At 40.8% G+C, this 26,748-nt stretch carries 21 protein-coding genes; 13 read left to right on the top strand and 8 right to left on the bottom strand.

Annotated elements, in window-relative coordinates:
* Positions 1-90: 90 nt before the first annotated feature.
* The gene (locus C727_RS0112975) at positions 91-1,257 is read right to left on the bottom strand and encodes a nucleotide sugar dehydrogenase (RefSeq protein WP_017446079.1); all 1,167 of its coding nucleotides are present in this window, start codon (positions 1,255-1,257) and stop codon (positions 91-93) included.
* 402 nt (positions 1,258-1,659) lie between these two features.
* On the opposite strand from C727_RS0112975, the gene C727_RS0112970 reads away from it, so the two are divergent.
* The gene (locus C727_RS0112970) at positions 1,660-2,970 is read left to right on the top strand and encodes a putative bifunctional diguanylate cyclase/phosphodiesterase (RefSeq protein WP_017446078.1); all 1,311 of its coding nucleotides are present in this window, start codon (positions 1,660-1,662) and stop codon (positions 2,968-2,970) included.
* 177 nt (positions 2,971-3,147) lie between these two features.
* On the opposite strand, the gene ilvC is transcribed toward C727_RS0112970, so the two are convergent.
* Positions 3,148-4,638 carry a ketol-acid reductoisomerase gene (gene ilvC, locus C727_RS0112965; protein ID WP_017446077.1) on the bottom strand — a complete coding sequence of 497 codons (1,491 nt, stop codon included), beginning with the start codon at positions 4,636-4,638 and terminating at the stop codon, positions 3,148-3,150.
* Between the two features lie 110 nt (positions 4,639-4,748).
* On the opposite strand from ilvC, the gene ilvY reads away from it, so the two are divergent.
* The 5 genes from ilvY to C727_RS0112940 all read left to right on the top strand — a co-directional run bounded on the left by ilvY (position 4,749) and on the right by C727_RS0112940 (position 12,148).
* Positions 4,749-5,642 carry an HTH-type transcriptional activator IlvY gene (ilvY, locus tag C727_RS0112960; RefSeq protein WP_081579233.1) on the top strand — a complete coding sequence of 298 codons (894 nt, stop codon included), beginning with the start codon at positions 4,749-4,751 and terminating at the stop codon, positions 5,640-5,642.
* A 151-nt stretch (positions 5,643-5,793) separates the two neighbouring features.
* Positions 5,794-6,078, top strand: a complete 285-nt coding sequence (locus C727_RS0112955) for a hypothetical protein (RefSeq protein WP_017446075.1) — start codon at positions 5,794-5,796, stop codon at positions 6,076-6,078.
* A gap of 49 nt (positions 6,079-6,127) precedes the next feature.
* A complete protein-coding gene (locus C727_RS19110; RefSeq protein ID WP_017446074.1) occupies positions 6,128-9,007 on the top strand; it encodes an EAL domain-containing protein in 2,880 nt (959 codons plus the stop codon).
* A gap of 57 nt (positions 9,008-9,064) precedes the next feature.
* Positions 9,065-10,312, top strand: coding sequence for a malic enzyme-like NAD(P)-binding protein (locus C727_RS0112945; RefSeq protein WP_017446073.1), 1,248 nt, complete (start codon positions 9,065-9,067; stop codon positions 10,310-10,312).
* Between the two features lie 60 nt (positions 10,313-10,372).
* Positions 10,373-12,148 carry an alpha-amylase family glycosyl hydrolase gene (locus tag C727_RS0112940; protein WP_017446072.1) on the top strand — a complete coding sequence of 592 codons (1,776 nt, stop codon included), beginning with the start codon at positions 10,373-10,375 and terminating at the stop codon, positions 12,146-12,148.
* A 50-nt stretch (positions 12,149-12,198) separates the two neighbouring features.
* Here the strand turns inward: C727_RS0112940 and rpmE are convergent, their stop codons facing one another.
* Both rpmE and C727_RS0112930 read right to left on the bottom strand, forming a co-directional pair.
* Complete coding sequence (gene rpmE, locus C727_RS0112935; RefSeq protein WP_017446071.1) at positions 12,199-12,414, bottom strand: 50S ribosomal protein L31; 216 nt, start codon at positions 12,412-12,414, stop codon at positions 12,199-12,201.
* A gap of 121 nt (positions 12,415-12,535) precedes the next feature.
* Positions 12,536-13,408, bottom strand: a complete 873-nt coding sequence (locus tag C727_RS0112930; RefSeq protein ID WP_017446070.1) for a DMT family transporter — start codon at positions 13,406-13,408, stop codon at positions 12,536-12,538.
* 389 nt (positions 13,409-13,797) lie between these two features.
* On the opposite strand from C727_RS0112930, the gene ppc reads away from it, so the two are divergent.
* The 5 genes from ppc (at position 13,798) to hslU (ending at position 21,364) form a co-directional block, all read left to right on the top strand.
* Complete coding sequence (gene ppc / locus C727_RS0112925; protein ID WP_017446069.1) at positions 13,798-16,425, top strand: phosphoenolpyruvate carboxylase; 2,628 nt, start codon at positions 13,798-13,800, stop codon at positions 16,423-16,425.
* Positions 16,426-16,675: 250 nt separating this feature from the next.
* A complete protein-coding gene (locus C727_RS0112920; protein ID WP_017446068.1) occupies positions 16,676-18,850 on the top strand; it encodes a primosomal protein N' in 2,175 nt (724 codons plus the stop codon).
* An 11-nt stretch (positions 18,851-18,861) separates the two neighbouring features.
* Positions 18,862-19,401, top strand: a complete 540-nt coding sequence (locus C727_RS0112915; RefSeq protein WP_017446067.1) for an SPOR domain-containing protein — start codon at positions 18,862-18,864, stop codon at positions 19,399-19,401.
* 88 nt (positions 19,402-19,489) lie between these two features.
* Positions 19,490-20,020, top strand: coding sequence for an ATP-dependent protease subunit HslV (gene hslV, locus C727_RS0112910; RefSeq protein WP_017446066.1), 531 nt, complete (start codon positions 19,490-19,492; stop codon positions 20,018-20,020).
* 9 nt (positions 20,021-20,029) lie between these two features.
* Complete coding sequence (gene hslU / locus C727_RS0112905) at positions 20,030-21,364, top strand: HslU--HslV peptidase ATPase subunit (RefSeq protein ID WP_017446065.1); 1,335 nt, start codon at positions 20,030-20,032, stop codon at positions 21,362-21,364.
* Positions 21,365-21,413: 49 nt separating this feature from the next.
* Here hslU and C727_RS0112900 read toward each other — a convergent pair whose 3' ends face one another.
* Positions 21,414-21,740, bottom strand: coding sequence for a hypothetical protein (locus tag C727_RS0112900; protein ID WP_017446064.1), 327 nt, complete (start codon positions 21,738-21,740; stop codon positions 21,414-21,416).
* A 319-nt stretch (positions 21,741-22,059) separates the two neighbouring features.
* On the opposite strand from C727_RS0112900, the gene C727_RS0112895 reads away from it, so the two are divergent.
* Both C727_RS0112895 and nadC read left to right on the top strand, forming a co-directional pair.
* A complete protein-coding gene (locus tag C727_RS0112895; RefSeq protein ID WP_017446063.1) occupies positions 22,060-23,121 on the top strand; it encodes a potassium channel family protein in 1,062 nt (353 codons plus the stop codon).
* Between the two features lie 83 nt (positions 23,122-23,204).
* Positions 23,205-24,074 carry a carboxylating nicotinate-nucleotide diphosphorylase gene (gene nadC, locus C727_RS0112890; RefSeq protein WP_017446062.1) on the top strand — a complete coding sequence of 290 codons (870 nt, stop codon included), beginning with the start codon at positions 23,205-23,207 and terminating at the stop codon, positions 24,072-24,074.
* Here nadC and C727_RS0112885 read toward each other — a convergent pair.
* Genes C727_RS0112885 through C727_RS0112875 form a run of 3 tightly spaced genes read right to left on the bottom strand, consistent with a single transcriptional unit; the run spans position 24,067 to position 26,733 of the window.
* Entirely contained in the window at positions 24,067-25,368 is a 1,302-nt protein-coding gene (locus C727_RS0112885) for an MBL fold metallo-hydrolase (RefSeq protein ID WP_017446061.1), read from the bottom strand. The genes nadC and C727_RS0112885 overlap by 8 nt on opposite strands.
* Positions 25,352-26,209, bottom strand: a complete 858-nt coding sequence (locus C727_RS0112880; RefSeq protein WP_017446060.1) for a DNA ligase — start codon at positions 26,207-26,209, stop codon at positions 25,352-25,354. Before C727_RS0112880 ends, C727_RS0112885 begins: the two co-directional genes overlap by 17 nt.
* A gap of 47 nt (positions 26,210-26,256) precedes the next feature.
* Complete coding sequence (locus C727_RS0112875) at positions 26,257-26,733, bottom strand: retropepsin-like aspartic protease family protein (protein ID WP_040459341.1); 477 nt, start codon at positions 26,731-26,733, stop codon at positions 26,257-26,259.
* Positions 26,734-26,748: the final 15 nt, after the last annotated feature.

Genomic DNA, 26,748 nt, shown 5'->3' with positions numbered 1-26,748 from the left:
CCGTTGTTGAAAAATTTAATGAGTGGCGTCTAAGACGCCACTAAAATACACAGCTGTAGGGAACTATTGGTGGGTGTTACCTGATGGCAATTAGTCGCTACCAAATAAATCGCGCGTATACACCTTGTCTTTAACGTCAGATAGCTCTTGAGCCATTCGGTTAGAAACAATCACATCACAGCTGGATTTAAACTCATTGAGATCGCGGATAACTTTAGAATTAAAGAAGTCATCCTGGTCTAGCACAGGTTCGTAAATAACGACTTCAATGCCTTTGGCTTTGATTCGTTTCATAATGCCTTGAATAGACGACGCACGGAAGTTATCAGAGCCTGCTTTCATAATTAAACGATAAATACCCACACGTTTTGGTGCACGGCTGATAATAGAATCGGCAATAAAGTCTTTTCGCGTGGTATTTGCTTCAACAATGGCTGCGATTATATTATTCGGCACATCTTTATAATTAGCTAACAATTGTTTGGTATCTTTAGGTAAACAATAACCGCCATAACCGAATGATGGATTATTATAATGACTACCAATACGCGGGTCTAAACCAACACCTTCAATAATTTGACGACTATCTAAACCATGGCGTTCGGCATAAGTGTCTAACTCATTAAAATAAGAGACACGCATGGCAAGATAGGTATTAGAAAATAACTTAATTGCCTCAGCTTCGGTTGCATCGGTAAATAGCACATCAATATTTTCTTTTAATGCGCCTTCTACCAACAGATTAGCAAAGGTTTTTGCACGCTCAGATTGCTCTCCAACAATTACTCGAGATGGGTACAAATTGTCGTATAAAGCTTTGCCCTCACGCAAAAACTCAGGTGAAAACATTAAATTATCACAGCCCAGCGTTTCTTTGATTTGTTTGGTATAGCCAACAGGAACGGTTGATTTAATCACCATCACAGCATCTGGGTTAATGCTCATCACATCTTTAATGACGGCTTCAACAGAGCGGGTATTAAAATAATTAGTTTCTGGGTCATAATCAGTCGGGGTGGCGATGACAACAAAAGCAGCACCTTTGTATGCTTCTTCTTTATCTAAAGTAGCTTTGAAATTAAGGGGTTTTTCAGCCAAATATTGTTGGATATATTCATCTTCAATTGGCGACTTTTTGGCATTTAATAAATCGACTTTTTCGGCCACAATATCCAATGCAATTACTTCGTTATGCTGAGCGAGCAAAACAGCATTTGATATCCCTACATAACCTGTTCCGGCTACCGCTATTTTCATTGTTATTCTCCTTGGATTTTTTATTAAATTTGCGCCAATATAAACAAATTCGGCACAAAAGTCTGCAATTCAATCGATAAAAAGCAGGTCCATTAGTTTAATTCAGTTATATTAAATATTTTTATCATATCAAAATTAGCAATCAAAAACTGGCAGCGTAATAGGATTATTGCTAAGTTCAGCGTATAATCTGTACAAAAGTGAACTGGTTTGCAGTTTAACACCAAAGGGTCTACTTTTATTTAAGATGTTAAAAACCGAACAATAGAGGTGCACTGTTTGTTTTTTGCTAACAGGATTTTGGCAAAAAATAAAGATGTCATTTTGTTCGTAATTTTGTTTTTGGCTGTGCAGTACATTTACAAAATAGAGTCTTTGGCATACTTACACAAGGGAAGTTAAATGAGTCCATCCGATGAAAAACAAGCTCAGCTATTATTGGATATCGCGTTAAAAGAAGTTGAGTATCTAAAAAACCATGATGGTTTAACTGGTTTGCATAATTTGGCGGCAATGTTTAAAACGTTTGCTAACTGGCATTCTGCGGGCCAAATGTACGGTGTTTTGTATTTAGATATCAATCATTTTAATCTAATCGAACAGATGTATGGACATGAAATATCGGAACAAATATTAGTTGAAACAGCCGCTCGTTTGCAAGCAAACCAACCTAAACATTCATTAATTGCCCGTGTTGGCTCCGACGAATTCGTCGTTTTATTACCCCTTAAAGAAATTGAAGAAGCCCACGCCCATGCAAACCGGCTTTTAGCGAGCTTGCAGCAAAAATATTATCTAAAAAATAACACTTGTTCGATAACCTGTTGTATCGGTATTGGCATTTATCCAAATAATGGTTCTGCTCTGGAACACGTTGTGCAAAAAGCTGCTAGCGCAGTATTAAAAGCAAAACACGACGGCTTGACCATTGCTTATTATCAGCCTGCTTTTCATCGCTCATTATGTCGTAAACTGGCCATTGATCAAGCCTTAAGAGTTGCCATTCAAAACCAAAAACTCGAGATATTTTTACAGCCAAAGGTGCGTCTACATGACCAGTCTGTTTCCGGATATGAAGCATTGTTGCGATGGGATGATAATACGTTAGGTACAGTTGCACCTGCTGAATTTGTTAAAGTGGCTGAGCAAATGGGGTTAGCGACCGAGATTGATCAGTATGTTCTTGACGCGGTTTTCAAATTTCAGGCTCGGCAGCAAGCGTCTGGATTAACCTTAAGCCCGATTGCAGTGAATATAACCAGTAGCCATTTTAATAGTCAAACCTTACCTGATTTTATTTTTGAATGTGCGCAAAAATATGCTGTGCCAGTTAATATTATAGAACTTGAATTAACCGAAGGGACCTTAATGCACAGAGATAAGGCTGTTTTGCAAAATATGGATACGTTAAGAGATGCAGGCATTCGCATTTATATTGATGATTTTGGCACTGGTTATTCCTCTTTTGTTTATTTAAGAGACCTAAGAGTTGATGGATTAAAAATAGATCAGAGTTTTGTCCGAGAGATGGATTCGGAGCGAGGTTTAGGGTTGGTGCATGCGATTATTTCGTTAGCCAAAGCCAGTGGTTTGGTCACTATTGCCGAAGGTGTGGAAACTGAAAAACAATCGGATAGGTTAGTTGAGCTAGGTTGTAATTATGGCCAAGGCTATTTTTATGGTAGACCCAAAGCGATTACAAATTTAATATGAGTGCTGCTTACTCTCGTTGGCTTTTTCCTGGCCCATTCGGCTGTGTCTGTCATCGCTGATGACAACTGATTTGAGTTTTGCTGTTTGAATGGCTTGACCTAGTTCTAAAAAAATTTAGATAGCGATATGTGCAGCCAGACACAAGGTTCTGGCTACCCATAACAGCAAAACGAAAGATTAAATCTCGTTTTTATCAACAATGGCTTTCATGTCAGTCATGTAACCACGTAATTCTTGGCCAACCCACTCAACTGGGTGGTTACGAATTTGATCATTGATACGTACTAATAATGCATTGTCAACAGTATTCGACTTAGGCGCTTTGTACTGACCAATAAAAGCTGAATCCATATTTTTTACAAAGTCAGATAATAAAGGAACAGCGGCGTGAGCAAATAAATAACAGCCGTATTCAGCCGTATCAGAGATAACAACATTCATCTCATAAAGTTTTTTACGGGCAATCGTATTAGCAATCAGCGGAGTCTCGTGCAGAGATTCATAATAAGCTGATTCTTCAATGATACCAGACTCAGTCATAGCTTCGAATGCTAATTCGACGCCAGCTTTAACCATAGCAACAAAGAAAATGTTATTATCGAAATATTCTTGCTCATCAATTGGGGCCTCTTGTGCAGTTGATTTTTCAAATGCAGTTTCAGCAGTTTCGGCGCGCCATTTTAATAAGTTAGCATCGTCGTTTGCCCAATCTTCCATCATTGTACGTGAAAATTCACCTGTGATGATGTCGTCCATATGTTTGTAGAATAACGGACGTAAAGTGTCTTTTAATTCACCCGCTAATGCAAAACATTCGATTTTAGCCGGGTTAGACAAACGATCCATCATACCTGTGATGCCACCATACTTTAATGCTTCAGTAATGGTTTCCCAACCGTATTGAATTAGTTTAGAGGCATAACCTGGTTCAACGCCTTCAGCAACCATTTTGTCGTAACCTAATATGGCACCAGTTTGCAACATACCGCAAAGAATGGTTTGCTCGCCCATTAAGTCTGATTTTACTTCGGCTACAAAAGATGATTCTAAAACACCAGCTCGGTCACCACCAGTGGCTGATGCATAAGCTTTTGCCCATTCTAAACCATGGCCTTGAGGGTCGTTTGCAGGGTGAACTGCGATTAATGTCGGTACCCCAAAACCACGCTTATATTCTTCACGTACTTCTGAACCTGGGCACTTCGGTGCACACATGATCACAGTGATATCGTCACGAATTTGCATGCCTTCTTCAACAATGTTGAAGCCGTGCGAGTAGGCTAAGGTAGAGCCTTCTTTCATCAATGGCATAACCGCACTAACAACCGCTGTGTGCTGCTTATCTGGCGTTAAGTTACAAACTAAATCTGCAGTTGGGATCAGCTCTTCATATGTCCCTACTTTAAAACCGTTTTCAGTAGCATTTTTCCAAGATTGACGTTTGCCTTCAATTGCGCTGGCACGCAATGCGTAAGAAATATCTAAGCCGCTGTCGCGCATATTTAGACCTTGGTTCAAGCCTTGGGCACCACAACCAACGATAACAACTTTTTTGCCTTTTAAAGCTTCACAGCCATTTGCAAATTCGCTGCGGTCCATAAAACGACATTTACCTAATTGTTCTAACTGTTCACGCAAAGTAAGCGTATTAAAATAATTCTGAGCCATTTTGAATCCTGTCTCTATTAACTAATAAATTTCCGCGCTACTTTACCTTATTGCGTGTGTTGCTTAAAGTGATATATTTAAAAAACAGTATTTCACTATTTAAAATATTCATGCTGCAATTAAGAACTTTACGCTGCTATGTACACTTGTGCGAAACGCTTCATTTTGCCCGCACCTCAGATGCTATGCATATTAGCGCGGCTACGCTTAGTCGGATGATCAAAAAATTAGAAGAAGAGTCTGGCTGCGTGTTGTTAGAGCGGGATAATCGTAGTGTTAAGCTAACGGAGGCAGGCAGCCAATTTTTAAATTTTGCCCGGCAAACGCTGGATAATTGGGCTCAGTTTCAGGCTGCAACACAGCAAAGTGGACAACAGATAAAAGGGCAATTAAAAGTATTTTGTTCGGTGACAGCTTGTTATTCACATATACCACCGATTTTAGCCAGTTTGAGCCAGAAGTACCCACAGATTGAGATATTGTTAGAAACCGGCGCTGCATCTCTGGCAATGCAAAAAATCATTAGTGGCGAGGTAGATATTGCACTATCCGCTAGGCCCGACAATCTCCCAGCAAATGTGGCTTTTCATGCCATAGATAATGTGTCTATGTCGCTTATCGCGCCCGTCATGGCCTGTGATGTCAGTCGACGGTTAGCGGAAGATCAACCCGATTGGCAGAATATTCCTTTTATAATCGCGGATTCAGGGTTAACCCGTACGCGTAGTGACAAGTGGTTCCGTTCACACCATCTTAAACCAAAAATTTATGCCAGAGTGGCGGGTCATGAAGCCATTGTTAGCATGGTTGCGCTTGGTTGTGGTATTGGTATGGCACCGGATATTGTTATTGCTAACAGCCCAGTGCGTGAGCGAGTAAAGCGAATCGAGAACAATTCGGATATTGAACCTTTTAAATTAGGCGTATGCTGTTTACACAAACACCTAGTTGACCCTCTGGTTGCTGCGTTTTGGCAGCAAGCTGTAGAAACTTCTGCTTTATAATAGGGTATTAAAGCCTTGTCAGATATTAGCCCGAAATTTGTCAGATAAAAACTAAAAATAACTGTTACACTAGAGTGCAAAATATTTATAAAAGGTTACAATTAGCTTTTATTTGTGCTGTAAAAATATGGATATATCCTTTCAGACATCTATGCAACCGTTAACATTAAAACAAATAGACCGTTTTGGCACTTCATTGAGACTTCACTTTAATCAGAATATTAATGAGGATACAGCGGCAGAGCTTTTGCACAGCTGGTTGCGAAATCAATTGTCAGGTCAAAAAATGACTCTTCATCAGGGGGCTGATAGACTGAGTTTAAGTTTTTACCTTTCGGGTCATTCAGTTTTGTATTGGCTTCATTATGAAGCGCTTACCGAGAGTACTTGGCTAGAGCCCGTTGATGATACAATTATAGTGCTTTGTAAAGTGTAGCAGTCTTCACTATTGCACGTATAAACTACCCCTAAATTTTGAGGCTACAATGAAGTTGTTTGGAACCTTTGTTTATTTTTGTTTGTTGTTGTTATCCGCTTTTTCGGCCGTTGCCGAACCTGTAGTGATCCTAGATAAAAACAAAAATAAAGTTAATATTGCGCATTATGCTGAATTTACCGAAGCGGCGCAGGCCTTGCCGTTAATAGATGTTTTGGCGGATGAATATCAATTTAGTTGGCAAAAATTTGTGACTAACATCCCTGTACTTCAACATACTGAAAAGGCGTATTGGGTTAGGTTTAAAGTTAAAAATAGTGACCAAGTCGCATTAAACAACTTGCTTGTCATTGACTTTCCGTTAATGGAGTCAATTGAATTATACCAACAAGTAGAGCAGCAGGCTCCACAATTATATAATTCCGCGAGTATTTCTACACCAATCTTTGCGCGCGATTTTCCTTCTGGTAGTTATGTTTTTACACTTAATTTGCCAGCCAACAGTGAACGTTGGTTTTACCTTAAATTACAAAACGACAGCTTGATTCAGCTGCCTATCTGCTTGTATCAGGTGGACGCCTTTTATTTTGACCATAATCGGGCTGCATTTTGGCTCGGTGGTGGTCTTGCGATATTAATGTTAATGAGCTTTACCGCTTTTGTGCTTTCTGTCGCTAACAAAGATACGGGGTTTGCCTATTTTGGCACCTTTTTGTTTTCTTTTTTAATCTATTATTGCTCAAGAACTGGTTATGGCATTGAGTTTTTATGGCCGAGTTTAATTCATTATACCAAGCCTATAGGTATGCTGAGTTTGGGAATTTGTTTAGCGTCATTGGCTAATTTTGTGCAAATATTTTTGCGCATAAAACATACCCAAATTCAACTGAATACACTGTTTAAATTAAATACAATTTTGGTATTTTGCATCGCGGTTAGTTCTTTATTACTGCCGCATATTTTACAGCTATATACTCAGTTGTTAATGTACATAAGCACTTCAGGTTTAATTATTTATGCAATGCTTAAAACGCCTAAAAAAACAAAATTTGGCCTGAAAAGATTCGCTTTTTGTATGTTAATTATCATCTTATCGGCGGCGTTATTTGCTGCGAATCGTTTTAACATATTGGAACGCAGTTTTATTACTGAATACGCGATTTTAATCTCCCAATTTTTAGCTTTTTCGATACTTTTTAATTCAGTCTATGACAAGGTCAGACGCGAGCAATTAAATACCCTCAGGGCAAAGCGTAAAGTGCAGTCGTTATACCAAGATTTATTCGATATCTACGAGCATGCGGTCGAAGGGCATTATATTTCAAAACAAAATGGTCAACTGGTTCGTGCAAATAAAGCGTTTTGTGAATTACTCGGCTGCCGTTCGTTATCAGATTTGTTGGTTGAAGTTCCTAATTTAGCGCGTTTGTATGTGTTGCCAGGAGACAGAGACAAACTGGTGACTAAGGTCAATAAACAAAAAAGACTGACCAACTTTGAAACTCAATGGCGAACCCAAAAGGGGCAGGTGAAGTGGGTCAGCATTAGTCTACGAATTGCTAACAAAAATGGCGAAACTTTATTAATTGGTTCTGTTCTTGAGATTTCACAGCGCAAAAGAGCAGAGCAAAAACTACAATATATGGCGACCCATGACAGTTTAACTGGTTTAATCAATCGCAGCGCGTTCGAAAAATCGCTGCGTACGCTATTAACTGAAGCACAAGCACTAAACTCTCGTCATACGCTTTTATATATGGATTTAGACCAGTTTAAACTGATTAATGATACCTGTGGCCATAGAGCCGGGGATTTATTATTGGTGCAAATTGCCGACCGCTTTAAGGTAGAGTTAGGCAGCAATGATTCGATTGCTCGATTTGGTGGCGACGAGTTTTGTGTCTTAATGGAAAACCAGTTCGGTGAGCAGGCCTACCAAACCGCGAATGCATTAAAACATGCGGTAGATGAATTTAGGTTTGTCTGGGAAGGTCGCAGTTTTTCGCTTGGTGTGAGTATAGGGCTCATTGAGCTCAATGCCGAAAACAGCAACCTGAGTGAAGTGTTAAGCCATGCCGATGCCGCTTGTTATACCGCAAAAGAGCGTGGCCGCAACCGTATCCACCAATATATACCGGCCGATGAAGATATGCAGGCTCGGCAAAATGAAATGTTGCAAGTATCTGAAATTACTGAAGCCTTAACGCAAGATAGGTTTGAGCTGTATTTTCAGAGCATTCAGAGCTTACAAACAAAAGAAGATGGCCTTCATTACGAGATTTTACTGCGGATGCGTGATGCAACAGGACGTTTGTTATCACCAAGTCAATTTTTACCGGCAGCCGAGCGCTACAGTCAAATGTCTCGGATAGACCGCTGGGTGATCGAAAATTATTTTTGTTGGTTGAGTGAGCACCCAGATCATTTAGAAGCACTTGCTAAAGGCGCAATTAATTTATCAGGATTATCTTTATCTGATGACGAAATGCAGGCTTTTGTTTTAAATTGTTTTGATAAATATCAGATCCCATATCACAAAATTTGTTTTGAGGTGACAGAAACCGTTGCCATTATGCAGTTAGATAAAACACTCTCCTTTATCCATTGTTTTAAAGATTTAGGTTGTAGCTTCTCATTAGATGATTTTGGTAGTGGTTTTTCATCGTATGTTTATCTTAAAAACTTGCCGGTCGATTATTTAAAAATAGACGGTAGTTTTGTAAAAGATATGTTGGTCGATCCCGTTGATAAAGCCATGGTTAAATCTATTTACGAGGTTGCTTGCGCAATTGGTGTAAAAACCATTGCCGAATTTGTCGAAAGCAAAGAGATAAAAGAAGAGTTGTTTACCATTGGGGTAAACTATGCTCAGGGTTATGGTATTTCTAAACCTAGCCCGTTAACAGATATTTCACTTGCAAGTGGCTAAAAATTTGCCAAACTCAAAAGGAGTTTAATTCTTTTTAGATCATACAAAGGACGATAAATGACAGATCTTCGCCAGCAAGCACTTGATTATCATGAGTTTCCAAAACCCGGTAAAATTAGCGTAGAAATCAGTAAAGCGGCAGAAACGGCCGCTGATTTATCATTAGCCTATAGTCCAGGCGTGGCAGAACCTGTTCGAGAGATAGCGGCTAACCCAGAGGCCGCGTATCGTTATACAGCAAAAGGTAATTTAGTGGCGGTCATCTCTAATGGCACTGCTGTGTTAGGCTTAGGTAATTTAGGCCCTTTGGCTTCTAAGCCTGTGATGGAAGGTAAAGCATTGTTGTTTAAGCGCTTTGCTGGTTTGGATGCTATCGACATAGAAGTTAAACATAGAACCACAGAAGAGTTTATTAGCACAGTGGCTAGTATCGCCGATACGTTTGGTGGTATCAATTTAGAAGATATAAAAGCACCAGAATGTTTTCAGATAGAACAGACACTTAAAGAAAAATGTAATGTGCCTGTATTTCACGATGACCAGCACGGTACCGCGATTGTGACCGCCGCGGGCATGTTAAATGCTCTAGAGATACAAGGTAAAGATATTGCTGAAGTCACTATTGTTTGTATGGGCGCTGGTGCAGCAGCTGTTGCTTGCATGGAACTTTTAATTGTTTGCGGCGCGCAGCGCGAACGCATTTATATGTTAGATCGCAAAGGGGTTATTCATACTCGGCGCGATGAATTGCCTGACCATAAAAAATTGTTCGCCAATAATACTGACAAACGGTCGCTTGAAGATGCGTTGACGGGAGCAGATGTGTTTGTCGGCGTCTCAGGCCCGGATGTACTGCCGCCCGAGGCGTTGACGTTAATGGCTGATAACCCCATTGTTTTTGCGTGTTCAAATCCGGATCCAGAAATTAAACCTGAGTTAGCCTTGGCAATCAGAGATGACCTTATTATGGCAACTGGACGTTCAGATTACCCGAATCAAGTCAACAATGTGCTCTGTTTTCCGTTTATTTTTCGAGGGGCACTGGATGTTAGAGCAACCGAAATCAATGATGCAATGAAAGTAGCAGCTGTGCATGCAATAAAAGATCTTGCTAAACAGCCGGTACCGGCGAAAGTATTAGAAGCATCAGGATTCGAGTCGCTTAGTTTTGGTCGTGAGTATATTATTCCTAAACCTATGGATCCACGGTTATTACAAGAAGTGGCCACAGCTGTCGCGGTTGCGGCCGTTGAATCCGGTGTTGCAAAAAGTGAGCTGCCAGAAAAATATCTGCGAATAGAGTGAACCCAACGAGTACCAGAACCCTTATAAAGATCGTTAAATTAATAGTTAAGGGAAATGGATATGTTGGACAACTTACAAAATGTGTTAGGTACTGTAAAACTCGATTCAGGTTATGCCGTTCGCGTCTGGGCGCCAAGCGCTAAAGCGGTTTATTTACGTGGTGATTTTAACGAGTGGGAATCACCTGGTTTACCATTGGAAGCGGACGGAGACGGCTGCTGGTCTGTGATTTGTGAGCAGTTGCAATGTAATCAAGGATATCAGTTTTACATTCAGAGCGATCAGGATGAAATGCTGGTGCGAAACGATCCTCGGGCGCGGCATATGACAAACAGTGCAGGCCATGCACTCGTTTATGATGACAACTTTGATTGGCAATCTAACGATTTTAAAATCGCTAATTGGAATACATTAGTTATTTATGAACTTCATATAGGCACCTATCATAGCCAAATTAATGAACATGGTGAATCAGATCAACCCGGCACTTTTTATACTGCGATTGAAAAACTAGACCATTTAGTGGACCTTGGCATAAACTGCATCGAATTAATGCCTGTGAATGAATTTGCAGGAGATTATAGTTGGGGCTATAACCCAGCTTATCCGTTTGCGGTAGAAGAAGCCTATGGAGGTCCGGATGGTTTAAAGGCGTTTGTTGACGCTGCCCATCAGCGGGGTATTGCAGTGATTTTAGATGTTGTGTACAACCATTTTGGGCCCTCTGACCTGCATTTATGGCAGTTTGATGGCTGGTCTGAAAACGATAAGGGTGGCATTTATTTTTACAATGATTGGCGCAGTAGTACGCCGTGGGGAGATACTCGACCCGATTATGGCCGGCCCGAAGTACGACAGTATATTTTTGACAACGCTATGATGTGGTTAAACGAATTTCGTTTAGACGGTTTACGCATGGATATGATCCCCTTTATGCGCTCTGTGTCTGGTAGTGAAGAAAGTGACGATTTAATTAAAGAAGCTTACGACTTAATTCGTTGGGTCAATCATAGTGTTCATGAGCAACATCCACATAAATTGGTGATCGCCGAAGACTTACACAACAACGACTTTGTAACGCAAAGCTGTGACGAGGGCGGGTTAGGATTTGGTGCTCAGTGGGATGCTGATTTTGTTCACCCGGTTCGTGATATTCTGATTCAACCGGAAGATGACAGCCGAGACCTGCATAAACTAGAATATGCACTTAAACATAGTTTTTCTGGTCGTCCGTTTGAACGTGTTGTGTATGTTGAATCACATGATGAAGTCGCAAATGGTCAAGCTCGTGTAGCTGAAGAAATCGCACCCGGCCAAGTAGATGAAGACTATTTTGCTCGTCAACGCTCTGTGATAGGCGCAGCTTTGGTATTGACAGCGCCCGGCATCCCTATGTTGTTTCAAGGGCAAGAACTGCTTGAAGATCTTTGGTTTGATGATGCCCGTCCACTCGATTGGTCGCGCGCTGAACAGTTTCCGCAATTGTTAAAAGCATACCAGCAACTCATTCGATTAAGGTTAAACGAGCAGGGACTGACTAAAGGGCTTACTTTAGAAGGTATAGAGGTGGTTCATTTTGATTTAGTAAACAAAGTAATTGCTTACTGCAGACAGGCAGAACATGCAGAGCAAGGAAACGTGATAGTTTTAATTAATTTAAAAAACTTAAGTCACGATAGTTATCAGGCGGATGGATTTTACGGCCGTAAATGGCAATGTATATTCAACTGGTCACAAGGATTGCAACCCACCGAAGCACTCAATGTTTCCGCTGAAGAGGGCTTTAACCAATCGCTAGAGGCCTATCAGGTGCTGATATACAGTGATAAAGTTTAAGCGTTAAAATTGACTGAGGCTGAACCGCCTCAGTCAAACGTATCACACGATTATTTTTTAGATTTAAGCGCGCCAAAACGTTTTTTGAACTTATCTACACGGCCACCAGTATCAACGATACGTTGTTTACCAGTATAGAAAGGATGACACTCAGAACAAACATCTAAGAAGATGTCTTTACCTACGGTAGAACGAGTTGAGATCACGTTGCCACAAGAACAAGTGGCTTTAACTTCATTGTACTCTGGATGAATACCTGTTTTCATTAGGATTACCTCATGTTGGGCCGCATAGCCACCAGACCAAAGTTACCTTCGCCGGGCACCACACGCAGTTTATAAAAATTAGGGCGCGGATTATACAAAAGTCTTGTGCAAGCTGCAATCCTTATCTGCCTTTAATAAAACACGCCAGGCCCGATATGATAGCCAAGCTGCCTAAAGCCAAACTAGCTGTTAATTGTTCGTTATTTAAATAAACGCCCAGCGTCAACGCCACGGCAGGCGTAATTAAGGTGATTAAAGCGACAGTCGCGGGTTGTAATTTCTGAAGAATAAAATAATAACAAATAAACCCTATTAAAGAGCCAAAAATACCCAAATAAAGCACTGCGTAAATTGACTTGTTTTGCCATTCATTTATCGCCAGAGGCGCGCCACTAATTAGCCAGGCAAGCAAAAATAGTGGCAGCGATAGCGTCACTGCGCCCACAGTGGTTGCCAAAGGGTGGATTGGTATCACCATTGTTTTAACCATCACACCGCTTAAACTAAAAAATGAAACCGCTATTAATACTAAGATCAAACCCAAAACACTATTATTGTTGTCGCTGAGGGTATCTTTAAAAACGATGCCTAAACCGAATAAACAAATAACAAGCCCGAGCCATTTTACTTTTGAAAAAGGGGGGGACTTCAATATCTTTTGTGATAATAAGCCAGATAGAATCGGCGCTAAGCCAAAGACAACAGACAACAAACCAGAAGAAATATGGCGCGAAGATAGATACGCAAAGCCCATGCCGCCACTGACGCCTATTGTAGAATAACCGTATAGTTTGAGTGCTTGTTTATTTAACGGTAGCTGAATATGCATAAGTTTAAGCATCAGTAAACCTATCATTGAAGCGATAAACATACGTAAAAATACGGCCACCAGAGGATCGATTGTTTCGCTGCTCCATGCGATACTTAACGGCGTTGTTGACCAAATTAATACCACCACTAAATAGGCAGCTGTAACTTTGCGTTCTAATAGCATTTAATCCCTCCTCAAAGCTAAAAACGTACCATTTTCGCGTGATGCTGCCGAGCATGCAATCTTGAATCGTTCGGATCATCGAATTTTAATGTTTTGCTTAAATTTTGAGCAAAAGGTTGCGGCGAACATGATTTTTTGGTGATATGGTCATACCAATATGATAGCGTTAGCATGTTTGAGCAAGATAACCAAAGTGCAAAGCATAAATTATCTTTCATTAGATGTAATAAAATTTATTGCATCTAAAGGTAACTACTTTAAAGTAAATACCTAACTGCGGCGCCGTAATCAATTTGGTTTGCACTGACAGTGACAGCCAAACTGATTGCTGTGATTCAGACAAGGGTGATAGAAATATCGCCAAAATATTCAATCAAAAGAGGTCAGTTATGCAAAATGGCATTGACGATTCATTATTGGAAACTGTGCGTTATTTGGGTGCAGAATTAGGGCAGATTATTCAACAACATTTAGGTGATGAATGGTTAGAGAAAATCGAAACGATCCGTAAACAAGGCCGAAAATCTTGTTCAGGCGACAAAAGCAGCACTGAAAAGTTACAGTCTATGTTTGCTGAAATGCCTGACGAATCATTATTGACAGTGGGTCGTGCCTTTTCTCAATTTTTGAATCTGGCAAATATTGCCGAGCAAGAGCATACAGTTGCGCATTTGAGTGAACAAGATCCTGTGGATGAATTTTTAAAGCGCGTTCATTCAATCGACAACAGTGAAATGTCGTTAGAAGAGGCAATTAGCAAACTGCAAATTGAGCTTGTCTTAACCGCTCACCCAACTGAAGTTACAAGACGTACGTTAATTTTTAAATATTCTCGTTTAGCTGAATGTTTATCAGAACTACATGCAGACAATTTAACTGAAAATCAACGTCATCAAATTGAACAACGTATTGCCGAGTTAATCAGTCAAGCTTGGCACACTGATGAAATTCGCGCGGCACGTCCTACACCAGTTGACGAAGCTCAGTGGGGCTTTTCAGTTATCGAAAATTCTTTATGGGAAGCTGTGCCTAGCTTTATTCGTAAATTAGATGGTCAATTAAGTCACGAATATCAAATTTCTTTGCCGACAGATGCAGTGCCTGTTCGATTTGCTTCTTGGATGGGTGGGGATAGAGATGGCAACCCATTTGTGACCTCTAAAGTGACTGAAGAAGTTTTATTGCGTGCTCGTAAACGGTCAGCGGCTTTGTTTAAAGGTGATATTCAAAACCTAGTGGTTGAATTATCGATGACCAAGTGCGACAAGGCATTACAAGATGAAGTTGGCGAAGATTGCCGTGAACCGTATCGAGCCGTTCTAAAAGGTTTATTAGACAAGCTGGTCGCCACTGTTGAAGGGATTGAAACTTATCTTGCGGGTCAAACAACCGTTAGCCAGGATGGCTGGATTAAAACTCAAGACGAGTTAATTAAACCGCTGCAGCTGTGTTACGACTCTTTATTAAATTCAGGCATGTCTGTGATTGCGCAAGGCCAGTTATTAGATACTATCCGCCGAGCGCATTGTTTCGGTATTCATTTATTAAAACTGGATATTCGTCAAGATTCAGATCGGCATGACCAAGTATTTAGTGAGATTACTCGCTATTTAGGTTTAGGTGATTATAGCGAGTGGTCTGAACAAGACAAACAAGCTTTTTTATTGCGAGAACTGGGTTCAAAACGGCCACTAATCCCGAGGGTTTGGAGCCCATCTGAGGAAGTGCAAGAAGTTTTAGATACTTGTAAAGTGGTTGCTCAGCAAAGCAAAGACGCATTAGGCATCTATATTATTTCAATGGCTCGTCGTCCGTCAGACGTGTTAGAGGTACACTTATTATTGCAAGAGCATGGTATCAAATGGCCAATGCCAGTGGCTCCGCTGTTTGAAACTTTAGATGATTTGAACAATGCATACGACAGTATGGCGCAGCTAATGGCGATTGATTGGTATCGTGGGTTTATCCAAAACCATCAATATGTCATGATCGGGTATTCAGATTCAGCTAAAGATGCCGGGGCTCTAGCTGCTGGTTGGGCCCAGTACCAAGCGCAAGAAGCTTTGGTCGGACTTGCCGAAAAGTATCAGGTCAAATTAACCTTGTTTCATGGTCGTGGTGGAACTATCGGTCGCGGTGGTTTACCTGCACACAGTGCCATCTTATCGCAACCGCCAGGTTCTTGTTTAGGTGGTTTGCGGGTAACAGAACAAGGCGAAACTATTCGTTATAAATTTGGCACTCAACCATTGGCCGAACGCAGTTTCTCTTTGTATGCCAGCGCAATTTTAGAATCATTGATGTTACCGCCACCCGCACCTAAACAAGAATGGCGCGACATCATGACTGAAATGGGTGCTGAAGCACGCGATAATTACCGTGCCGTGGTGCGTCATGACGAAAACTTTGTTGCCTATTTCCGTAGCGCAACACCAGAGTTGGAGTTATCAAAATTGCCACTCGGTAGCCGACCGTCTAAACGTAAACCTAATGGTGGTGTTGAAAGCTTACGAGCCATTCCGTGGATCTTTGCATGGGCACAAAACCGTTTAGTTTTACCATCTTGGTTGGGAGTGATGAAAGCTTTTAAAGTCTCTATTGATAATGGTAATGAGCCCACTATGAAAGAGATGATGAAAGAATGGCCGTTTTTTGCATCGCGTTTGTCAATGTTAGAAATGGTATTTATGAAAGCCAACTTACAAATTGCAGCGCTTTATGATGAGTCATTGGTGCCTGAAGAACTCAAATACTTTGGTCAAAACCTGCGTGAAGAGTTAACCGAGTCACAAAAACTCTTATTGAAAATAATTGACCGCGAAACGGTCATGGAATCAGATCCAGCGGGTCGTGAATCTATGCAAATTCGTGCACATTATTTAGAGCCGTTGCATTTATTGCAAATTGAATTGTTAAAACGAGCAAGGGAGCGCGGTGACGATCTTGAGTACACGATGGAACGAGCATTAATGGTCAGTATTGCTGGTGTCGCAACAGGCTTGCGAAACACAGGTTAATTGAATTTTATCCTAAAAACTTAAACCGGTGACGTCCTGTTAGTGGTTGAGCGTAAATCCCTCGATAGATATCGGGGGATTTTTTTTAGCTGCGTGATATAAAATTAAAGATCCACTCTTAAGCTCTGCTAAAAGTAAAGTCAGCAATTAAGCTAGCCAAAGAGATACTCGCGTTTATAAGCTACAAGTTATTGGTTGGATTCTGCAATATAACAGGTAAAATATTGGTTTTTATGTTTGGATTAAACCTGTGTTTGCTGAAGTTGCTTTAGCCGTTCCTCTTAAACGCTTTTTTGACTACAAAGTTGGTGATCAACCCGTGGTTGTTGGTGGGCGGGTGGTGGTACCTTTTGCTGGCCAATCTAAAGTTGGTATAGTTTGTCGAATTAAAACAAACAGCGACTTTGCTGAGAATAAAATAAAAAAGATAGAATCAGTGGTCGATCTTCAACCTTTGTTTAGCGAACATTTGATGCAATTATTAGCGTGGCTGCATCATTATTATTTAGCACCCCCTGGTGAAGTTTATTTAAACCTATTACCTAAATTATTAAAAAATGGATTGCCAGCGGAGCCTAAACAAGTCAGTTTATGGCAGCTAAAAGAAAATGCAGAGCCGCCGCCAGCGCGCGCTTTTAAACAACTTGCCCTTTATCATTTTTTAGCAAAAGCCGGCCCAACTGAACAAAGCTTGTTACGTGCTGATGGCTTTTCGGCAAGTTTAATTCGGCAAATGGCTGACAATCAGTACATAGTACAACATACTCGCAGTCACATTGATAAAAAAGTTACATATCATGATAGTGAGTACCCGCTAACTGAGCAACAGCTGGCTGTAATCCAGCAAGTGCAAAACCACCAAGGTTTTAATGTTTATTTGCTTGATGGCGTCACCGGCAGCGGTAAAACCGAAGTGTATATTCAACTGATGCGTGCCCATCTAGCCGCTGGCCAACAGGTTTTGGTGTTAGTTCCGGAAATTGGGTTAACCCCCCAAACTTTACGGCGTTTTCAGGCTAGATTTAAATGCCAGGTTGCTTTGATTCATTCTGCTTTAAACGATAGTGAACGGCACAATGCTTGGTTAGAGGCCGCCTCGGGGCGAGCGAGAATTTTAATTGGTACTCGCTCTGCTGTGTTAACTCCAATGCCAGACTTGGGGTTAATTATTTTAGATGAAGAGCATGATGCATCATACAAACAGTTAGACAGCTTAAGATACAATGCACGAGATGTGGCGGTAAAAAGAGCCAGCCTAACTCAATGCCCGATTGTATTGGGCAGTGCAACCCCTTCGTTAGAAACCTGGGTGAATGCCAAAAATGGCAAGTATCTATATCTATGTTTGAATCAACGAGTCTCAAAACGGCAGCCGCCCAAGCCCGTATTATTAGACATCAAAGATCGTAACTTACAAGCCGGACTAGCATACGAAAGCATTCAAATGATAGAGCAGCATCTAAAACAGGGTGACCAGGTTTTGGTATTTTTAAACCGGCGCGGTTATTCACCAGCAATCATCTGTCATGAGTGCGGTTGGATCTGTGAGTGTCAGCGCTGCGACTCGCACTACACTTATCATAAATCCATTGGCCAGTTAATTTGCCATCATTGCGGTGATCAGCAGAAGCCACCACATCAATGTGAGATGTGTGGGTCGAGTCAAATTGTCGACTGGGGGGTGGGTACCGAGCAATTGGCTGATTGGCTACAAGAAAGATTTGTTGAGTATCAAGTTGCACGTATTGATCGTGATTCCACCCGTAAAAAAGGGGCGTTAGATAAACAATTGCAAGCCATTGAAAGTGGCGAAATTCAATTACTTGTTGGTACTCAAATGTTGGCTAAAGGTCATCATTTTCCCAATTTGACACTCGCAATAGTGGTAAACTTGGATAATGCCTTGTACAGCGCTGACTTCCGGGCTGTTGAACGAATGGCTCAATTATTGGTGCAAGTCAGTGGTCGTGCTGGGCGTGGGGTTAAAAAAGGACAAGTGGTATTGCAAACTCATTTCCCAGACCATCCCTACTTACAAACTTTATTAGCGCAGGGTTATTCGGCTTTTTTAGATATGCTTATGCAAGAGCGCCAGCAAGCTGGTTTTCCGCCATTCACTCAATGGGCTGCATTAAGGTTAGAAAGCCATCAAAAACAATTAACCGAAAAAAAAGCGGTTTGGATAGAAAACCTCTTTAATGAATATATTCAGCCGCACTACCAGGGCTTAAGTTTGTTTGCTAGTATGCCGGCTTTACATGAAAAAAAAGCGGGCAAGTATCGTTATTTAATGTTGTTTTCAGCAGAACGCCGAGCGGTTTTGCATGCAGGCATTAAGCAATTACAAGATTCACTGCTAATGAATAAAAGCATGCAAAATGTTCGCTGGTTAATTGAAATCGACCCAGTCTCAATTCAAGGATAATAGAAACACCTATGGCAAAAGATTATGTCAAAAAAGGCCGTCCTGCGACTCGTTCGAATAAGCGGCAACCTAAAGCGACTCCGCCTCCCCGTAAGCCCCCGTATGTTTTGATTGTTGTGGTGGCGGTTTTGGTTGTTATGTTTGCTTATATTTTGTATTCGATCAAAGACCAGGCTGAACCAGATATCAAGGTTAAAAAAGAGATTGAGCAAGAAAAGCCTTTACCGAAAATGCCCAAAGAAAAGTGGGATTACGTGAATGAATTAGAAAATAAAACCATTCAGGTAGATGTCCCAGAGCGAACAGATGAGCCTAAGCGAGATTACCAAATGCAGTGCGGTTCTTTTAGAAAATTATCGCAAGCGGATACCCTAAAAGCGCGGATAGCTTTTGTTGGTTTAGAATCAATAGTAAAACGGACAGAGGGGAGTAATGGCGTCTGGTATAGGGTTGTTCTAGGCCCATATCAAAGTAAACGAAATGCTGAAAAGGATCGCCATAAATTGCAAAATGCCAAAATCAATGGCTGTCAAATCTGGTTCTGGACTTGATTTTTATCGGGCGTGCCCCATTTACAAATTAATGTCATCTTGAGCCAGGCAAAGTTGAGTCTGGCTTTTTATTTTTATGAGGGTGTTTATGACAACCATAGTTTCAGTCAGACGCGGAGACTCTGTTGCCATTGGCGGAGACGGCCAAGTATCTTTAGGTAACACAGTAATGAAAGGTAATGCCAAAAAAGTACGTCGTTTATATCACAATAAAGTATTAGCTGGATTTGCCGGCGGTACCGCGGATGCGTTTACTTTATTTGAGCGTTTTGAAAGCAAATTAGAAATTCATCAAGGTCATTTAACAAAAGCGGCTGTTGAGTTGGCTAAAGATTGGCGAACTGATCGGGCCTTAAGACGTTTAGAAGCATTGTTAGCCGTAGCGGATGAAGAGGCTTCGTTGATTATTACCGGTAACGGTGATGTTATTCAGCCGGAGCATGACCTGATTGCAATTGGTTCTGGTGGGCCATACGCTCAAGCAGCCGCCACAGCGTTATTGCAGAATACAGAGCTGAGTGCAGAAGAAATCGTGAAAAAAAGTTTAAAGCTGGCGGGTGATATCTGTGTATATACCAACCACAGTCAAACCATTGAAGCATTAAAAATAAATAAGTAGGAGCCTAAAATGTCAGATATGACCCCAAAAGAAATTGTACATGAGCTCAATCGACATATTATTGGCCAAAACAAAGCAAAAAAAGCTGTTGCGATTGCCTTACGTAATCGCTGGCGAAGGATGCAGTTGAACGAAGAGCTACGCCAAGAAGTAACACCTAAAAATATCTTAATGATAGGTCCGACCGGTGTTGGTAAAACGGAAATTGCACGCCGCTTAGCCAAGTTAGCTAAAGCGCCTTTTATTAAAGTAGAAGCGACAAAATTTACCGAAGTTGGATACGTGGGTAAAGAGGTCGAGTCGATTATTCGTGATCTTACCGATATTTCGGTTAAGTTAACTCGCGAAGCGGCCACTCAAAAAGTGCGTTTTAGAGCAGAAGAGGCTGCGGAAGAGCGAATTTTAGATGCGCTACTGCCGCGTGCGCAAAATCCTTATGGTGAGGATTCAACGGAAGATTCAAATTCGTCAACACGGCAAACCTTTAGGAAAAAATTCCGTGAAGGCAAGCTCGACGACAAAGAAATAGATATAGATGTGGCGGCGCCACAAATGGGTGTTGAAATTATGGCACCACCTGGCATGGAAGAAATGACAAATCAGTTGCAAAGCATGTTTCAAAATATGTCTGGGTCAACTAAAAAATCTCGCAAATTAAAAGTTAAAGAGGCATATAAACTTTTAATTGAAGAGGAAGCTGCAAAATTAGTGAATCAGGAAGATTTAAAAGAAGAGGCTTTAAAAGCAGTTGAGCAAAATGGCATTGTTTTTTTAGATGAAATAGACAAAATATGTAAACGAGGAGAGAGCCAATCGGGGGGGGATGTCTCTCGAGAAGGGGTTCAAAGAGACTTGTTGCCATTGGTTGAAGGCTCGACTGTCTCAACCAAACACGGTATGGTTAAAACCGACCATATTTTGTTCATTGCATCGGGCGCTTTCCAAATGGCTAAACCGTCTGACTTAATTCCTGAATTACAGGGTCGGCTGCCGATTCGAGTTGAGTTGCAGGCGTTAACTACAGAAGATTTTGTGGCTATCTTAACCGATACTAACGCTTCTATCACTGAGCAGTACAAAGCATTGATGGCGACCGAAGGTGTTGAAATTGAATTTACCGACGAAGGCATCCAACGTATTGCTCAAGCTGCGTGGCAGGTGAATGAACGCACTGAAAACATTGGTGCACGCCGTTTGCACACTGTCATGGAGCGTTTAATGGAAGAAATATCTTTTGACGCATCCGACCGTAGTGGTGAAACCATCAAGATTGATGCAGAGTTTGTTAATAAGTATCTTGACGAATTAATTGAAGATGAAGACTTATCTCGCTTTATTTTGTAAAAAATCATGATAATCAGCTGTAAAAAGGAGACCAGAAGGTCTCCTTTTTTTATAGTTTAGAATCTTCGGTTGGTGCTGATTCTGTTGGTTTTTCATCGCTGATTGCGACAATATCTATGGTCTTGAGTTTAGGATCAAACTTCATGACAGCCATAACCATGTCATGGTTAAATTCTGCCGCATCTTGGTTAATTGCGGTTAACTGCTTTTGTAGGGCAGCACCTTGGTCAATTAAATTGGCTACACAGTCAGGATCTTGCTCTAACGTTGTGTTATTGACACACTGGTAAATATTGGTGCTGGTCTTCTCTGAAGCATATAATGGAGCAAATGCCAGAGTTAACAGTGCAGTTAAAGTAATTATTGATTTTTTCATTACAATGACTCCTGTTTAGAAAAATATAACAGCACATGAATGAATACTCGAACACCAAGTTCGTTCCATGTAACACATTTATGTGATACTTCAGTCATACAAATTACAGAGAGTTAACGCTAGTAAGTTGTTTGCCTTGGCTATAGAATGCGATAACGGAGAAAAAAAAACCAGTTTTTAGCTGATAATTTGACGTCACTTTTCGTATTTTTGTAAACTTATGTTTACAAAAAACAGAGGGCTTACCACGGTTTTGTGACACAATTGTCATATTTGGCTCGATGGTTTTTTTAAACTAATATAAAAATCAAAAACTTAAATGATTCTCAAAAAATTAATATCAACAATCCAAAAACACGTCCATGAGTTCAGTTGGCTGTTATTAATTGTCTTATTAGTGTCACATATATTGTTGACTTGGATAGGTTTGCGCCTGAGTGGTGAGCATCAGTTAACCGGCCTTAGCGAATTTCCTTATTATTATGTGGTGACAACCTCTACCGTAGGTTATGGGGATTTAAGCCCAACGACTGAAATTGGGCGAATCTGGGTTTGGTTATTTCAAATTCCTGTGGGGTTAGCTTTGTTTGGCGCTTTTTTAGGCAAAATGGGGCAAGATTTAACTTTCTTTTTTAGGCGTAAGATTATGGGAAACGGCAACTTAAACCATTATAAAGATCATATTTTGCTTTTTGGTTATCATGATACGATTTCAAAAAATATCATTAAACATATTTTGGCGGACTTAAATCGGCAAAACCGAAAAATTGTATTGTGCGATCAAAGAGTCGCTGAGCATCCTCTGCAAGCTTTTTTAGAGCACGTTGATTTTATTAAGTTAAATAGCTACACAGATGAAACAGAGCTAAGTAGAACTGGCATCAGAAAGGCGGCGAGAGTGATAATTTTAGGACGTACAGACGATGAAACTTTAACAACAGCATTAAAAATATCTGTTTTAGCAGATCCCAGTTGCCACATCACAGCCTGGTTGTATGATCCAACAAAAGTAGAGCTGTTGCGTGCGCATTGTGCAAATATTGAATGCAGTTCATCGCGTATTGCCGAAAGTCTAGTCCGTTCTATGCAAGATCCAGGGGCGAGTCGAGTGCAAGAGCAGCTTTTATCTAGCATGACGGGAGATACCCAATATGCATTGCAAATCCCCACTCAGCTGGGGCGTCAATTCAAGTACCAAGATCTTTTTACTGGTTTTAAAGATTATTATGACGCTACGCTATTGGGCGTCGCAAAAGACGTTAATGGCAACAAACTAGAACTCAATCCAAGATTAGATACGCTAGTAAATAGTGGTGACTATTTACATTATATTGGCAATTATCGGTTAAAAAATGAAGTGATTGATTGGCAAAAGTTTTAACATTTAATTAAAACCAATAAATTGCCAATTTATCGTTTAAAAATTGCGTATAATGATGTCATTTAATTTTATTGAAACGAGTTATGCCAGAAATTACTAAACAACTTAAACAAAATTGCCAGCAAACAGTGAGACAGGCGCTATATGAAGATTTAAACGGGCATGATGTGTCCTTGGACATCACGGCCAATTTGATCTCGCCAACCGAAATAGCAACCGCTTATCTTATTTCGCGCGAATCTGCAGTTTTTTGTGGTCGTTTATGGGTTGAAGAAACTTTTGCTCAGCTCGGTGGTGCGGTTAAGGTCGACTGGCATGTAAATGATGGTGATAAACTGGTTGCGGAGCAACGCATTTGCACTTTTACAGGGCCTGCACGTGAGATATTAACCGGTGAACGCACGGCGCTCAATTTTGTTCAAACACTGTCGGCGACTGCTACTGCAACATCGACTTATGTGGCACAACTTGCAGGCAGTGAGACACGTTTGTTAGATACCCGAAAAACGATACCGGGATTACGCTTAGCACAAAAATATGCAGTTTTATGTGGTGGAGGGGTTAATCACAGGTTTGGTTTATACGATGCTTTTTTAATTAAAGAAAATCATATTCTGGCTGCTGGTTCAATTGCCAACGCCGTTGCAAATGCGCGCCAGTTCGCACCGGAAAAACCAGTTGAGGTTGAAGTAGAAAATAATCAAGAGCTGCAACAAGCACTGGACGCCGGCGCAGACATTGTTATGTTAGATAATTATTCCCCGGTGCAAATTGCTAGTGCAGTTGCGCTTAAAAAAGAGCATAAAAATAACTGTAAAATTGAAGTGTCCGGTGACATTACCTTGCAAAGTATTAGTCAATACGCACAACCTGGGGTGGATTTTATCTCAAGCGGCGCACTGACTAAACATATTCGTGCAGTCGATTTATCGCTGAGATTAGCGGCTAAATAAAAAGTGTTTTATGTTCATTTAATTCGCTAATCTTTAACTCAGGCATTTGCTCCTTAAGTGCGTTTTTTAATAAAGTTCGGTGACCAGCTTTATCTTGGGCCAATGTAATAGCCGCAGGTTTGTATCGCATGCCTTTTACAAAGCTGGTTAATTCACTGATATCGGCATGACCACTGTAGCCAGCTAAATATTCAAGCGAAAGTGAAGCGTCTTGGTTGCTGTGGCATAGTTGCTTCAGCTGTTTAAAGATCCCCTCATCAGTGACTAATAGCTGAACATTTGTTGCGTTTTTTGCAATGGAAAAATACTGAGATATTCTTTTTTTATCCATTGGATGCGCATCGTTTAATAAAATCCACTGTCGTTTAAATTGTTCTGAAGTCTTTACGTCAGCGGCGGTTAAACTCGTTAATGCAACAGGTTCAAAACTATCAAAGTCGAGCGGGTGGCGGCGACTAGCTCTCATTACTCGGCTTTCTTGTCCCCAAAGCTTTTTTAAATCATTTTTTTCAAGCCCTTTGGGTTTATAAAAATCTGCATCAATATACAGGTTGAACTTTTGGGGCATGGTCCAACTGTTAATACGATTACGTGTCAATTTGGCCATTGTGTCTTCAATAGCGTATAAGATCTCGAGTGTTGCTCCATACAAAGGTGCAATAACCATTAAGCTTTTACCTTTGTCGATGAGGTCTTTTAGAATTTGGTGTAATTGTTTTTTTCGTTGACTGATCGTTGGGTTGGTGTTGGGTAGAATATTGCAATTAAGCTGCAATGATTCACTTTGAAACGGTGCTCTAGGAGGAGGCAAAAGCTGATTGCGGCCTGAGCCCAATACAGGTGTTATAAAATGTTTTAGCTCATCGTGCATCAACTCAAGAAATGCTGAGCCGAGCATAAAACCAGCAGGATGAATTTTTAACTGCCATTTTGTCAGTGCAGGCAAGATAAACCATCGTTTAAAATCTTCAACTCGCAATTGGAGATTGATACGTTCAAGCAGGGTTTGATGTATATCATCTGCGTTTTTAAATTCGCTCTCGAGCAGCACTGATATAAAGCTTGGTAATAGAGCCGCTGTGGCAGGTGAGCATATGATACTGCCACGATACCCCTGTTGAATAAGCTTGGGTAAACCGGCAAGGGTTGCTAATGACGCATGACTAAGAAATACCCAGGATATTTGATTGGGGTTTATTGGGTGAATGTTTGAGGTTTGCCATTGAGCTGGGCAATCCACAAGTAGATAGTGTTCGCTGTTAAATTTAATTAAGTGATTATTTATTACTTCCATTTGGTTTTTCAATTCTTATATAAACTGCATGCCTAGGTAGACCTTTCCCGGTATACCCCGAAAATCGGTAACGGATTCTATCACCGACTTTAAACTTTTTTTCTCGCTCTGCTATGGTAAAGCCTGATGCCAATTTAAAGGTCTGACCATTACTGGTTTTTAAAGTTAATGAACCCATTAACCCAGTAAAACGGCCTTGACCTTCATTAATTTGAATAACAGTTGCCACTGATTGATATTGAGGTTTTAACTTTAGTAAATCAACACCTTTTTGGCCAGGGTAATTAGCTGCTTTATGATGCAGCATTAAACCTTCACCGCCTTGCTCGAGCACACTTTTCAATTGAGCTTTTAATGCTGCTTCAGAGCGGACTAATTGTTGAGGAATAAACTCTATGTAAGGATGATTTAATTGTTTTTGTAGGTGTTCCATTTGTTGCACGCGATCGGCAAATGGTGCAGGGTAAGCCGGTAGATCAAACACCATCAAGCGCAAGGATTGCCAATTTTTTTTATCATTTGATTGAACAATTGATAAGGTCTGTTCAAAACTGTTTCGGCCAGCCCAAAGCTCACCGTCTAACGGATAACTTGGAAAGCTATCGGTAAAATAAGGCGGTGCTTTTAACTGACGGCCAGATTTAGAAATTAAATGCTGACCATCCCAATAGGCTCTGATACCATCAAGCTTTTCGCTGGCGTAATATTCAGTGACGGCAACATTAGCGCGGTAGTCATCTGCTTGCATTAACTCTGCCGAAATCACAGAATGCACAGGACATATAAATAAAATAAGCAGAACAAGCCAAAAAGTTTTTTGCAGCTGTTGTTTGGCTAACATGGCAATGATCCCATCTTGGCCGTGAGGATTACACTAAGTAAAGGTAATTATTGTTGCAATGTCAAAATATCGCCGCGCTGTGAAAAATCTAACCGCTTAAGCACACTCATGCCTAACAAAATTTGTTCACCCTGCATAAATGGGTTGATGTTGGCACTCACTTGGTGAAGTTGGATTCGGCCAATGCTAAGCGTATCTAACTGTGTTTGGTATACACTAATGCGGCCGTTAGCGGTATTTACCCATTGTTCTCGGCCATACGTAAGCCCGAGCTTCTGGGCGACGGGTTCAGGAATAGACACCTGAGTAGCCCCAGTATCTAACATAAATACAACGGGTTGCCTATTTATTAAACCACTGGTGACATAGTGCCCATAAGGATTTCTTTTTAACTCGACAGTCACCGACCCGTTAGCGCTGAGTTCACTGTTTGGGTTTTGATTTGGATTATTTTTTTTGCTTAAATAGTTATTAAAAAATAAACTCAATAAAATAAGTGCCGTGATCCATGCAGCATAAAACATGCCTTTACCGACTTT

It is taken from the genome of Gayadomonas joobiniege G7 (assembly GCF_000300815.1).
Lineage (GTDB): Bacteria > Pseudomonadota > Gammaproteobacteria > Enterobacterales > Alteromonadaceae > Catenovulum > Catenovulum joobiniege.
Note: the sequence above shows the minus strand (reverse complement) of the source record. Positions and strands in the feature narration are given on the sequence as shown.